At 41.9% G+C, this 12,002-nt stretch carries 13 protein-coding genes and 2 pseudogenes; 14 read left to right on the forward strand and 1 reads right to left on the reverse strand.

Translation table 11 applies throughout. The features are described 5' to 3' along the window. Positions 1-30: 30 nt before the first annotated feature. Positions 31-819, reverse strand: coding sequence for a triose-phosphate isomerase (locus DXC04_RS07050; protein WP_117537763.1), 789 nt, complete (start codon positions 817-819; stop codon positions 31-33). 303 nt (positions 820-1,122) lie between these two features. On the opposite strand from DXC04_RS07050, the gene pdxA reads away from it, so the two are divergent. The 14 genes and pseudogenes from pdxA to DXC04_RS07120 all read left to right on the forward strand — a co-directional run bounded on the left by pdxA (position 1,123) and on the right by DXC04_RS07120 (position 11,994). Then, entirely contained in the window at positions 1,123-2,142 is a 1,020-nt protein-coding gene (gene pdxA, locus DXC04_RS07055) for a 4-hydroxythreonine-4-phosphate dehydrogenase PdxA (protein ID WP_021860154.1), read from the forward strand. After that, positions 2,143-3,486, forward strand: coding sequence for a four-carbon acid sugar kinase family protein (locus tag DXC04_RS07060; protein ID WP_118660592.1), 1,344 nt, complete (start codon positions 2,143-2,145; stop codon positions 3,484-3,486). A gap of 18 nt (positions 3,487-3,504) precedes the next feature. Further along, the gene (locus tag DXC04_RS07065) at positions 3,505-4,536 is read left to right on the forward strand and encodes a 2-keto-3-deoxygluconate permease (protein ID WP_117537764.1); all 1,032 of its coding nucleotides are present in this window, start codon (positions 3,505-3,507) and stop codon (positions 4,534-4,536) included. 103 nt (positions 4,537-4,639) lie between these two features. Continuing rightward, on the forward strand, positions 4,640-5,140 hold the full coding sequence (locus DXC04_RS07070; protein WP_118288346.1) for a YcxB family protein: 501 nt from the start codon (positions 4,640-4,642) through the stop codon (positions 5,138-5,140). A gap of 138 nt (positions 5,141-5,278) precedes the next feature. Then, positions 5,279-6,040, forward strand: a complete 762-nt coding sequence (locus tag DXC04_RS07075; protein WP_117537766.1) for a DeoR/GlpR family DNA-binding transcription regulator — start codon at positions 5,279-5,281, stop codon at positions 6,038-6,040. A gap of 53 nt (positions 6,041-6,093) precedes the next feature. Then, positions 6,094-6,654 carry a FadR/GntR family transcriptional regulator gene (locus DXC04_RS07080; RefSeq protein ID WP_118660594.1) on the forward strand — a complete coding sequence of 187 codons (561 nt, stop codon included), beginning with the start codon at positions 6,094-6,096 and terminating at the stop codon, positions 6,652-6,654. A gap of 146 nt (positions 6,655-6,800) precedes the next feature. Continuing rightward, positions 6,801-6,947 (forward strand): annotated as a pseudogene (locus tag DXC04_RS07085) (FAD-binding protein); the annotation flags it as partial. Positions 6,948-6,963: 16 nt separating this feature from the next. Beyond that, positions 6,964-7,341 (forward strand): FAD-binding oxidoreductase, encoded by a 378-nt coding sequence (locus tag DXC04_RS07090; RefSeq protein WP_118660596.1) that lies wholly within the window; start codon positions 6,964-6,966, stop codon positions 7,339-7,341. A 96-nt stretch (positions 7,342-7,437) separates the two neighbouring features. Then, positions 7,438-8,511 carry a M24 family metallopeptidase gene (locus DXC04_RS07095; RefSeq protein ID WP_021860161.1) on the forward strand — a complete coding sequence of 358 codons (1,074 nt, stop codon included), beginning with the start codon at positions 7,438-7,440 and terminating at the stop codon, positions 8,509-8,511. A 291-nt stretch (positions 8,512-8,802) separates the two neighbouring features. Then, positions 8,803-9,330: pseudogene (locus DXC04_RS16185) on the forward strand (N-acetylmuramoyl-L-alanine amidase family protein); the annotation flags it as partial. Positions 9,331-9,555: 225 nt separating this feature from the next. Further along, positions 9,556-9,948, forward strand: a complete 393-nt coding sequence (locus DXC04_RS16190; RefSeq protein WP_226977400.1) for an SPOR domain-containing protein — start codon at positions 9,556-9,558, stop codon at positions 9,946-9,948. Positions 9,949-10,155: 207 nt separating this feature from the next. Next, on the forward strand, positions 10,156-10,422 hold the full coding sequence (locus tag DXC04_RS07110; RefSeq protein ID WP_021860163.1) for a hypothetical protein: 267 nt from the start codon (positions 10,156-10,158) through the stop codon (positions 10,420-10,422). Positions 10,423-10,701: 279 nt separating this feature from the next. Beyond that, the gene (locus DXC04_RS07115) at positions 10,702-11,217 is read left to right on the forward strand and encodes a hypothetical protein (RefSeq protein WP_118660598.1); all 516 of its coding nucleotides are present in this window, start codon (positions 10,702-10,704) and stop codon (positions 11,215-11,217) included. Positions 11,218-11,307: 90 nt separating this feature from the next. Beyond that, positions 11,308-11,994, forward strand: a complete 687-nt coding sequence (locus DXC04_RS07120) for a sigma-70 domain-containing protein (protein WP_021860165.1) — start codon at positions 11,308-11,310, stop codon at positions 11,992-11,994. Positions 11,995-12,002: the final 8 nt, after the last annotated feature.

The raw sequence follows: 12,002 nt of genomic DNA on the forward strand, positions 1-12,002 counted from the left end.
ATAATATAAGTAAGCAAACAGCAAAAGGACTTATGCCTGTGCTGCTTCGTAAGTAGCTTTTGCATCACGGATCAGCTTGTCAAACTTGTCTGCCTGCCATGCAGCACGTCCGGTAAATAATCCGTCAATAGATGGTTGAACAATGAGTTCATTGGCATTGCCGGGATTGACACTTCCACCGTACAGAACCGGAATGTCCTTAGAAGCATCACCGAAGATCTCCTGCAGACACTCTTTGATAACTTTGTGCATCTCTTCTGCGTAATCTGCGGAAGCAGGTGTTCCATTTACACCGATGGACCATACCGGCTCATAAGCAACCCAGATATTCGGAACCTGTGAAACCGGAACATCGTGGAAGCCGACCTTTAACTGTGTGCGGAGCACTTCTGCGCTGATACCGAAATTCTTCTCTTCAGCAGTCTCACCAATGCAGAGCAGAGTTGTGAAGCCATGATTCAGAGCGGCTTTTACTTTCTTATTCTCTTCAACGTCTGTCTCTCCGAATACATGACGTCTCTCGGAATGTCCGATCATTACAAGATCCAGCCCGAGTTCTTTTAACATAACCGGTGAAATCTCTCCGGTAAACTGACCTTCGTCTTCCCAACACATATTCTGTGCACCGATTTTTACATAATTGCGGTCTACTTTATTCACTGCACTTTCCAGTGTTGTATAGGAAGGAATGATGAACAGTTCAATCTCGTCACGGCTGATGTCCTTTGTATGTTCAACCAGTGACTGGAGATATTCTACAGTCTCCTTGATAGGCTTGTACATTTTCAGGTTACTTCCAAAGTATAACTTTTTCTTCATGTCATCCTCCTCGATTCTATATGAAAAATTGTTGGTTTCATTATACATCCGAAACGAAAAAAATGCAACAAAATCCATGACAAAAAAATAACAAAACGAAAAAACGAAAAAAAACGAAAGAATAGGCGCAAATAATAGTAAATATTCACAAAAACTGTAATGCAAATGTGTTTGAATCTACTGAAATGATAAAAAACTATTGAAAAACGAAAGCGAAAGTAATAAAATAAAACCAACAAATGAAAACAAAACAAAAATATAAAACATAAAACGAAAGTATTCAAAAACGAAAGGAAGAGAAAAATGAGCGAGAAATTCAGACCAGTTACAGCAATTACAATGGGAGATCCGGCAGGTATCGGACCAGAGATTGTAGTAGGAACTATGCTTTCAGAAGAGATTCATGAATGCTGCAAACCATTTGTGATCGGAAGTCAGGCAATCATGGAAAGAGCTGCAAAGGTTCTTGGAAAAGAATTAAAATACAACAAGATCACAGATCCTTCCGAAGCAAAATATGAATTTGGAACAATCGATATTCTGGAAACAGGAGATTACGATACAGACTCTATCGAGTGGGGAAAAGAGCAGAAGCTTGCAGGACAGATGGCAATCGACTGGGTTATGAAATCTATCGAACTTGGAATGGCTAAGAAAGTAGATGCAGTTTCTACATCTCCGATCCATAAAGGAGCTATCAAATTAGTCGGAGTAAAAGAGCCTGGACATACAGAGATTTATCAGCATCAGACAAATTCTCCATATGCGCTGACAATGTTCTCCTGCCATAAATTAAGAGTGTTCTTTGTAAGCCGTCATATGTCATTGGTAGACGCTTGCCACTATGCAACAAAAGACGTAATCTTAGAGAACGTTATCAACATTGATAAAGAACTTCGTAAAGTCGGAATCGAGAATCCACTGATCGCAGTTGCCGGATTAAATCCACACAACGGAGACAACGGATTATTCGGAACAGAAGAGCTTACAGATATCGGACCGGCTGTTGAAGCTGCAAAAGCAAAAGGAATCAATGCAATCGGACCTTGCCCGGCTGACTCTGTATTTAACATTGGCAAATCCGGTAAATTCGATGCAATCCTTTCTCTGTATCACGATCAGGGACACATTGCTTGTAAGACACTTGATTTCGAAAAATCCGTAACACTGACATTCGGACTTCCGTTTATCAGAAGTTCTGTAGATCACGGAACAGCATTTGATATCGCGGGAAAAGGAATCGCAGGATGTGTAAGTCTGATCGAATCTACGAAGGTTGTAGCTGAGTATGCTGCAAAACAGCACGAAAGAGAGGGTAAATAAATGCCATTAATCGGAGCAGTGGCAGATGATCTGACAGGAGCAACAACAACAGGTGTGCTCCTTGCAAGATCCAAAGCCAGAACAGCGGTATTTTTTAACGAAGAAGCAGCAGAGAAGACAGAAGGAATTGATGAACTGGATGCAATCCTGATCAGCAGTAACAGCCGTCCGCTTCCTGCAAATGAAGCTTATGATAAAGTAAAATCAGCAACGATCGCTCTGAAGAAAATGGGCGTTGAATATTTTTCAAAACGTATTGATACTACACTTCGCGGCGGTGTTGGTGTAGAAATCGATGCAATGCTGGATCAGATGAAAGAAGGTACAGTTGCAGTAGTAGTACCTGCTATGCCACAGTCCAGAAGAATCTTGGTTGGCGGATATTCCGTTATCGATGGTGTGGCGCTGATCAATACGCCGGTTGCACAGGATGTGCGTACTCCGGTAAAAGAAAATTATATTCCAAGATTACTGGAAGGCCAGACAAGAAGAAAAGTCGGTCTGGTTACATTAGATAAAGTTCTTGCAGGAGAAGAAGTCATTGAAGAAGCTCTTGCAGAACAGAAAAAAGCAGGATGTGAAGTGATTGTCGTAGACGGAATCACACTGGAAGATGTAGAAAACATTGCAAAGGCATGTATCAACTTAAGATGGGATGTTGTTGCAGTAGATCCGGGACCGTTTACTTCAAAACTTGCATTTTATAGAGAACTGATCAGTGCCGAGGAACCGAATATTCCTCCGCAGGCTGATGAGGCAGGAAAGACAGTTCTGATCGCAGCAGGAAGCGCGACTCCGGTTACAAAGAAACAGATGGAAATCTTGTGTCAGGATCCTCGTCATGTGAGAGTTAGTGTAGAACCGCTTCCACTTATTGAGGGCGGTGATGTTGCCCTGGATGAAGTATTCAAAGCTGTAAACAAAGCGGCAGAACTTCTGGAATCTGACAATCAGCCAAGAGCGATCCTTTTTGAGACAGCTCTTCATGGAGAACTTCTGAATCTGGATGAAGAAGACAACAAGAGACACTACGCAGGTGGCATGAGCGCGAACAGAATCAATGCAGGTCTGGGTATGATTGTTTCACAGCTTCTGGAGAAAGTCGGAAAAGAGAAAGTCGCAGGACTTTACACAACCGGTGGGGACACCATGGTAAATGTATGCTACCAGCTTGGAGTAGAGTGTATCGAAGTTATGGATTATGTCATCCCACAGACAGATGTCGGACGCCTCGTAGGCAGTAAGTACAGCGGACTCCCGGTTGTCGGTAAAGGGGGACTTACCGGAAATGACAATACCGCATGTGATATTGTAAGCAGACTGTTCAGAGAATCTGCACGATAAGAGATAAGGAGAGAGAAAATGAGCAACGAAAAGACAAATGTTCAAAGTGAACGCAAAGATTACCCAATTCTTGAAAAAATGAAAAACCTTCCGGGTGGACTTGTAATCATCCCGCTGGTTATCGCAGTTGTAATTGCAACATTTATTCCACAGTTCTTCCAGATCGGTGGATATGTAACAGCATTGTTTTATGAAGGAAATGCCTGCATGATGGGATTTTTCCTGATTGTATGTGGATCTATGATCGACGTAAAACAGGTTGGTCTGCCTTTATATAAAGGTGTTGTTATGACTGGTGTTAAATTTTTACTTGGAGTTATCGTAGGAGTTGTAGTTGGTAAGCTTTGCGGACCACAGGGATTCTTAGGAATCGCACCATTCGTATTTATTGCAGCGATTACAAACTCTAACAGTTCTCTGTATATTTCATTATCTTCTCAGTTTGGTAATGCAACAGATACAGGAGCTGTATCCATCCTGGCATTAAATGACGGTCCGTTCTTCACATTGATCGCACTTGGAGCAACAGGACTTGCCAATATCCCGATCAACTCTCTGATCGCAGTTATCATTCCTCTGTTGATTGGATTTGTATGGGGTAACTTAGATAAAGGCTTCCGTAATGCTTGTAAAGCAGCACAGCCGATCGTAACTTTCTTCATGACAATCTCTATCGGAGCTAAGACAGATGTAAAGACAATCTTAAAAGCAGGAGCATCAGGAATTGTACTTGGACTGATTTCAGCAGCAACTGCAGTACTGTTCTTCTTCATTATCAACTTACTGCTTCCGAAGAAAGAGAGAAATGCTATGGGTGCTGCAATCGGTACAACAGCTCTGAACTCAGCTATGACACCGGCAGCTGTTGCAGAGGCAGATCCGACTCTGGCAGATTCTGTAAGTCTGGCAACAGCACAGTGTGCAACAGCATCTATTATTACACTGTTCCTGTGTCCGTTCATCACTGCTGCATTTGATAAATATATGCAGAAGAGACAGAAAGGTATCTATAGTCCGGAAGGATGGGCATACGAGAAAATGGCTCACTAAGAATTATTTACTGAAAAAAAGTCCTTTTGTATGGTATAATATAAAAGGGCTTTTTTGTTTTATACGCATTAAAAGAAAATATTTGCAGGAGGTTTTTGGTATCATGAATAAAATTACCGTTCGCATGACAAAAGAATATCTTTATGATTTCCTTTTGTTTCATGCTTATTCAAAATTCAGCGGATTTCTGATCAACATTCTTGGACTGGCAGTTGCCTTTATGGGAGTCATTATGTATACGACGAATCATACAGGAGTGACAGGTCTTGTTTTTTACCTGATCGCAGCAGTGATTTTCCTTGGCGGTACACCGTTGCAGCTTAAGATGCGTGCAGCAAAGCAAGTGGAAGTGAACCAGGAATATTGCAATCCTGTGGATTATACATTTTCAGATGAAGGTATTGTTGCAGAAAATGATGGAAATACAAAGAATTATAAATGGGATGAGATCGAGCGTGCAGTGGTAACGCCGAAGACGATAGGTATTTATTATGGAAAAGATAATGCAATGATCATTCCAAAAGTTGATTTTGGTGATCAGTTTGTACCGATTTTTACGATCATTGCAACGCAGCTTGGGCAGAGCAAAGTGCGTATGCACTAATGGCAATGCAGTCGTTGTTGTTATAGATTCTGCCGGAGAAAACTGCCAGTGGCAGAGTCTTAAGATGATATGAAATATAAGAGGAAAAGTATAAGAAGAGAGCAAATGTTCTCGGTAATAAATTATAAGGTGATAGAAATGGAAGAACGCAGACAGGCAATATTACGAAAACTGGAAGAAAAGGGAAGTGTCAGAGTAGCAGAACTCAGTAAAGAACTGGGATGTTCAGAAGTGACGATCCGAAACGATATTAAAAATATGGATCAGGAAGGGCTTCTGAAACGTACCCATGGCGGGGCATTGCAGATTGACAGCAAGACGGTAAGAAAATATTCGGCAGAGAGTATTTACCGCAATGTAGAGCGTAAAAAACAGATCGCAGCCTGTGCCTACGCATTTATTGAGGACAGAGATACGATTATTATAGATGATGCATCAAGCAGTTTTTACCTGGCTGCTTATATCAAAGAACATCCGGAGAAGAGACTTGCCGTTGTAACAAATTCCCTGCTTGCGGGCAATGAGCTGGCTGGGGTAGATCATGTAGAACTTTATATGATTGGTGGACATGTAGGCGGACATCTGTCCGCAACAATGGGAGAAGCAGCACTTCAGAATATGGAACAGTTCCATGTAGATAAAGCATTTATTGGTGTGCACAGTATTAATTTTGATGTGGGACTGACGTCGATTGCGACACCGCAGATGCAGGTGAAACGTACGATACTGAAAGTTGCGGAACAGGTTTATGTACTTGCTGACAGCAGTAAATTCGGAGGCGGATACGTCTCTGTGATCTGCCCGATCCAGGATGTATATAAGATTATCACGGACAGTGATGTGAGCAGAGAGAACATTAAAAAAGCGCAGGAATCCAATATCTCTCTTGTGATTGCATAGAGGATATGTACAGGATTATATGGAGAAGAATGTAAGACCGGAAGGTGAAAAGTATGGCACGCGAAGAGAAAGCATATGCCAGAGTTATAGAAAAAGTAAAGACAATGATTTTGTCCGGTGAATTAAAACCGGGTGAAAAGCTGCCACCGGAAAGGGAATTTGCAGAGAAACTGGAAGTCAGCCGTAATTCTGTGCGGGAAGCGATAAGGATTATGGATATGATGGGAATTGTCAGCTCACAGCAAGGCTCCGGCAATTATGTTACCTGTGAATTTCAGAAGAGCATCACCGAGACGATGGCGATGATGTTTGCCATGGATCAGGTCAATGACAAACAGATCTCACAGGTACGATACTCTCTGGAAGTGCTTGCATTTACACTGGCTCTGGATCGTGTGAGGGAGGAGGCTCTTGCAAAGATGGAAGAGTGCTCCGGTGTATTTGATATCTTTATTGAAGATATGCGATATGGGATTTTGAAAAACGAAAATCGAAAAACAGAATTAAACGAGTGTCACAGACATCTTGTGGATGCACTCAGAGAAGGTGACAGAGAGAAAGGACTTCAGGCACTTAAGTGGCATTTCGAGATGATCGATGAAGTACTTGGTTAAGAAAAGCTCTGTAGATATTTGAAAGAGTTCTTTTAAGTAGACATGGTAAATAACCCAAATCTACTTAAGGGGACTCTTTTTATGTTATAACGATATGAAAATTTCGTCATACAAAAAAGCCGGAGGATCTGGCAAATTTACAGAAACTGGCAGATCTTCTTGGCGGACAGCTTGCCTGTACAAGACCGGTGGCAGAGGCAGGATGGCTTCCGGCAAAATGCCAGATCGGCTTAAGCGGACGTACAGTACGCCTGAAACTCATTATCACATGTGGTGTATCAGGAAGCAATCAAAGGGTCTACCACTTATATGGATGAAGTGGATATGGTTGTTCCGAGAAATCGTGTCAATGAGATGGTAACTTATTTGCATGATCTGCAGAAAACAGTCGATATCCGGATTAAGAGCTTCGGCCATGCAGGAGATGGAAACCTGCATGCATATATTTTGAAAAATGAGCTGAGTGACGAAGAATGGGAAAAGCGAATGAAAAACGCAATGGAACTGATTTATCGAAAGGCGCATGAGTTAAGAGGACAGGTGTACGGGGAGCATGGTATCGGATTTGCGAAAAAGCCATATCTTATGGAGTCGCTTCCGGAAGAAAATATTCGCCTGATGAACGGAATCAAGCAGGTATTTGATCCAAAGAATATTCTGAATCCGCACAAGGTTGCGCAGATATAAAATTTTCGACCGTAGTTTAGACTAAAGTACTGGTTTGCGTGAACTAATTGTGATATGATAAAAAAAACGAAATTATACATTAGGAGGTATTTCGAAATGAACGAAAGAATTGACCGCGTATTGAAAAAAATGGAAGATAAAGGATTGTCTCAGTTATTAGTATCTGATCCGCTGAGTATCCGTTTCCTGACAGGAATCATGGTTAATCCGGGAGAGAGATTATACGCACTGCTTCTGAGAGCAAACGGAAAACATACTTTATTCCTAAACTACCTGTATTATGTATCAAACACAGGATTTGAAGAAGTATGGTTCAGCGATATGGATGACCAGATCGGTGTTCTGATGGAACACATCGATACAGAGAGCACACTTGGAATCGACAAGACATGGCCGGCTCGTTTCTTGATCCCGCTTCAGGAGCGCTGCCCGAAGATGAAAACAATCTGGGGATCTGATTGTGTAGATGATGTTCGTGCCTGCAAGAACGCAGAAGAGATCCAGATCATGAAAGAAGCTTCCATTATCAACGATAAAGTTATGGAGAGAGCTGCTGAGTATATCAAAGAAGGCATGACAGAGAAACAGGTTGCTGATTTCATTGATGCTGAGTATTTAAAAGAGGGGGCAAGCGGAGTAAGCTTTGATACAATCGTATGCTTCGGACCAAATGCTGCTGACCAGCATCACACACCAAGTGAGACACGTACATTAAAAGCCGGTGAATGTGTATTGATTGATATGGGATGTATCTGGAAAGGATACTGCTCAGATATGACAAGAACATTCTACTGCAAGAGTGTAGATGATGAGCAGGCTGCTATTCACGATCTTGTTCGTACGGCAGTTGAGAAAGCAGAAGCAGTAATCAAACCGGGTATGCGTTTCTGCGATATCGATGCACAGGCAAGAGATTTGATCGATGAGGCTGGATACAGCGAGTACTGGAGAATCCGTCTTGGACACTTCATCGGACAGGAAGATCACGAGTACGGTGATGTAAGCCCGATCAACAAGAATGTTGCTGAGCCGGGAATGATCTTCTCTATCGAGCCGGGAATCTACATCGAAGGCAAATACGGTGTCCGTGTAGAAGACCTTGTTCTTGTAACGGAAGACGGACATGAACTTCTGAACGCAGTAGATAAGAAATATCGTATTGTTGGATAATCAGGTTTCTATCTGAATTGTTTTAAATATGTAAGGTTCATCACGTTTATGGGATGATTGATTTAGAAAATGCTGGGACTGTTCAAGTTTCAGCATTTTCTTTACAGAAGCGCTGATGGGAGCAGATCTGATACTGATTCCGACAGTGAATACGAAAGCAGAGCCATCCGAGATACTTCTGGTGCTTTTCTTGATTAAGCTAAATATGGGATCAAAAAATGAATAACATTCGTACACATAAGCTGCCTTTTCGCATATTCTAAATAAGAAAAAATATGCAGGAGGCAGCTTATGCCATATTCAATTATGCTGGACGCGGGACACGGAGGAACCGATCCGGGTGCTGTTTATAATGGCAGAAGAGAAAAAGATGATACTCTGCGGCTTGTACTTGCAATCGGACAGATTCTGCAGAACCGCGGAGTAGATGTAGAATATACACGGACGACAGATATTTATGAGACACCGTTTCAGAAAGCAATGGAGGCAAATGAAGCAGGTGTCGATTATTTTGTTTCTATTCATCGCAACTCTTTTGAACAGGATAATATTGTATCCGGTGTAGAAAGCCTGGTTTACGATCTTTCCGGAATCAAATACAGGATGGCGGAAAATATCAATGCGAATCTCGAAACGGTAGGCTTTGTAAATCTGGGTGTGAAAGCAAGACCAAATCTTGTTGTTCTGAAACGGACAAAAATGCCGGCAGTTCTCGTTGAAGTCGGATTCCTTAATTCAAATACAGACAATCAGTTATTTGACGAGAATTTTGATGATATCGCACTTGCAATTGCAGATGGGATACTGGAAACGCTGGAAGAAGTGGCGAGAGAAAGTGCTGTGAACCAGACGGAAACCGGGCAGGAAATGTTGTCATCTGAGAGCGGTAAAAGCAGACAGAACGGAGCATATTTTGAGAATAGTGAAAATAAACAAAACGAGACATATTTTGAAGATAGAAATAAAGCATATGTGGAATATTCTGAAGATAATGTTTCAGATAAAATCGCTGGTGCTGCAGAAAATCCAGGAGTTTTACAGGATATGAGACAGGATCAAAGCGTAGAGTTATCCGGGAATACTGCTACATTGAACAATAATATAGAAACAACCAGAAACATTACAACGAACAACAGCGCAGAACCATCCGGAAATACAATTTCGGGCAACGTCATCTCAGACAACAGATTATCTGAGAAAGCCCGCCTGCCACGTCCGGGTGCTTACCGTGTACAGGTCGGTCTGTACCGCAATTGGGTATATGCACAGCGCCTGTTAGATGAACTTCTGGCGGCAGGCTATCCGGCATATCTGGATGAATCCGGTCCGTATATCCGCGTGCAGGTTGGTCCATTCATGACGCTTATGGAAGCTGTCCGTATGGAGAGAAAACTCCGCAGAGACGGGTACGATACACTTGTCATCCGGGGAAAATAAAATACCGATGCTCATAAAATTTCAGGCAGAGTTTTACAAGAGTTTAACATAAGATACTCCTTAGATTTTACGCTCTATACTTATAATGATACCAGAACCAGAGAACGAAAGCCACATGAGCGCCGCTCATAAGTGGCTGTAAATTCCAAGGATTCACAAAGATATAAGCATAATAGAGGTTTTGTTCCGGATGAGGAGGGAAAAGTTATGAACTTTATATGGGAAACGGTAAATAAATATGTCCCTGAAAATATGGCAGACGGTGTGTTCCTGACAACGTTGATCGTAGGCTGGTGCGTGCTGGTATTTGGTGTTGGAATGTTATTTTGCGTAATGGCAGCAGGATCTACATCGGCAGGATGCATTGTAAATGTAATGTGCATGGCACTTTATGCGGCAATCATCTTCGGATTGTTCGGAGGTATTTTCTATCTGTTCCGCCATCACAGACCGGGAGCCGGAAGTGCAAGATAGATTTTGTATTGGAAATCTTGCAGGAACTCGGTAATATCCCAGAAGCATTTCAGACCCGGATACAACCAGAAAAAGATTTACAGGCTTTAACAAAAGTTATAAAAAATAAGTTGAAAAGATGCTTTGTTGGTGTTAAACTCCTATAAAAGCATCTTTTTCTTTTGCGCTTTTGAACGTGTCTTATTCATATCTAAAGTATCTGAAAGGAATTCATGCTTTTAAATTTCACGAATAACAGCAGGAGTCCTGAAGGTACTAAAAAGACCGCACAAATTTCTTGTGAAGGACTCACAAAAGAAATCAACAGTACTGGAAGGCTATACATATTTTGTGGAAAAGGTAAGAGAGAATCAAAGGCAGGAAATGAATCTGGAAGAAGCAGTGGACAGTGCGATAAAAGATTGCATAGATAATCATGTATTGGAAGACTTTTTCAAAAACAGAAGGGATGAAGTGAAGAAAATGACACATCTGGATTACACATGGGAAAAGCGGGAAAGATTAATACGCATGGAAGAGTATGCAGATGGAAAAGCGGAAGGAATGCGTGAGGGCGAAGCTGCTGGAATGCTGAAAGGCAAAGCCGCTGGAATACGTGAGGGCGAAGCTGTTGGCAAACTAAAAGGTAAGATAGATTCTCTGATGGAAATTTTACAGGAACTCGGCGATGTTCCAGAAGCGCTTCAAACTCGAATTAAATCAGAAAAAGATTTACAGGTTTTGACAAGCTGGCTGAAAGCAGTGGCGAGAGCAGATTCTGTGGAAGAGTTTCAAGCGAAAGCAGGACTGCTATAATTACTATATTTTGACGCGCCACCGGCTTTTATGTTATTATTGATACGATTGATACACATATCAGGAAATAATATAAAAGCGGAGGCATATATGGCAGGTCGTTTAGAGTTTAAAGAAAAATTAGGTGATATATTAAAAGAAGCAGTTGCACAGGGCGGCGAGATGCAGAAAGAGGAAGTCGAGAAGTTTTTCTCAGAAGACGGACTTTCCGAAGAGCAGATTGATCTTGTGTGTGATTATCTGTTGTCTCAGAAAGTATCGGTTTATGGTTATCAGAAGAAGTCGGGCGTAGTGAGAATGGCGGAAGAGCCGACAAAACTCAGTACAGAAGAACAGGCATATCTCGTGGAATACCGCAGAAGTATCGAAGAGATACAGAAGAAAACGGCAAAAGAACCGATGGAAGAGAAGATGGCTTACTATCTTCCGAAGATCGTGGATGAAGCATTGAAAATGCATCGCGGTAATGTATTCCTTGGAGATATGATACAGGAAGGAAGTTTAAGTCTGGTACTCGCCCTTTCCCAGACAGAGGAAGAAGAGAAGATTATGGAAAAAGTACGGGCAGGAATCGATGTACTTCTGGAGTCACAGGATGAGACAACGAGAAGAGATCACCGCATGGTAGAGAAAGTCTCAGATCTGGATCAGGCGATCCGTGATATGACCGAGGAGAATGGAAGAAAAGTTGCAGTGGATGAAGTTGCAGATAAGCTTGGAATTACAGAAGCAGAGATCGCAGATATTCTGAAATTAGCAGGAGAAGAGGTGGAATAATCCACCTC

The organism is Dorea sp. OM07-5 (assembly GCF_003481355.1).
Taxonomy (GTDB): Bacteria; Bacillota; Clostridia; order Lachnospirales; family Lachnospiraceae; genus Dorea_D; species Dorea_D hominis.

Bases quoted from the DNA above. Each gene is read 5' to 3' on its own strand.
- DXC04_RS07075 (WP_117537766.1), top strand. From the start codon at position 5,279: ATGGAAGAACGCAGACAGGCAATATTACGAAAACTGGAAGAAAAGGGA.
- pdxA (WP_021860154.1), top strand. From the start codon at position 1,123: ATGAGCGAGAAATTCAGACCAGTTACAGCAATTACAATGGGAGATCCG.
- DXC04_RS07065 (WP_117537764.1), top strand. From the start codon at position 3,505: ATGAGCAACGAAAAGACAAATGTTCAAAGTGAACGCAAAGATTACCCA.
- DXC04_RS07070 (WP_118288346.1), top strand. From the start codon at position 4,640: ATGAATAAAATTACCGTTCGCATGACAAAAGAATATCTTTATGATTTC.
- DXC04_RS07110 (WP_021860163.1), top strand. From the start codon at position 10,156: ATGAACTTTATATGGGAAACGGTAAATAAATATGTCCCTGAAAATATG.
- DXC04_RS07095 (WP_021860161.1), top strand. From the start codon at position 7,438: ATGAACGAAAGAATTGACCGCGTATTGAAAAAAATGGAAGATAAAGGA.
- DXC04_RS07080 (WP_118660594.1), top strand. From the start codon at position 6,094: ATGGCACGCGAAGAGAAAGCATATGCCAGAGTTATAGAAAAAGTAAAG.
- DXC04_RS07060 (WP_118660592.1), top strand. From the start codon at position 2,143: ATGCCATTAATCGGAGCAGTGGCAGATGATCTGACAGGAGCAACAACA.
- DXC04_RS16190 (WP_226977400.1), top strand. From the start codon at position 9,556: ATGAGACAGGATCAAAGCGTAGAGTTATCCGGGAATACTGCTACATTG.
- DXC04_RS07090 (WP_118660596.1), top strand. From the start codon at position 6,964: ATGGATGAAGTGGATATGGTTGTTCCGAGAAATCGTGTCAATGAGATG.
- DXC04_RS07050 (WP_117537763.1), bottom strand. From the start codon at position 819: ATGAAGAAAAAGTTATACTTTGGAAGTAACCTGAAAATGTACAAGCCT.
- DXC04_RS07120 (WP_021860165.1), top strand. From the start codon at position 11,308: ATGGCAGGTCGTTTAGAGTTTAAAGAAAAATTAGGTGATATATTAAAA.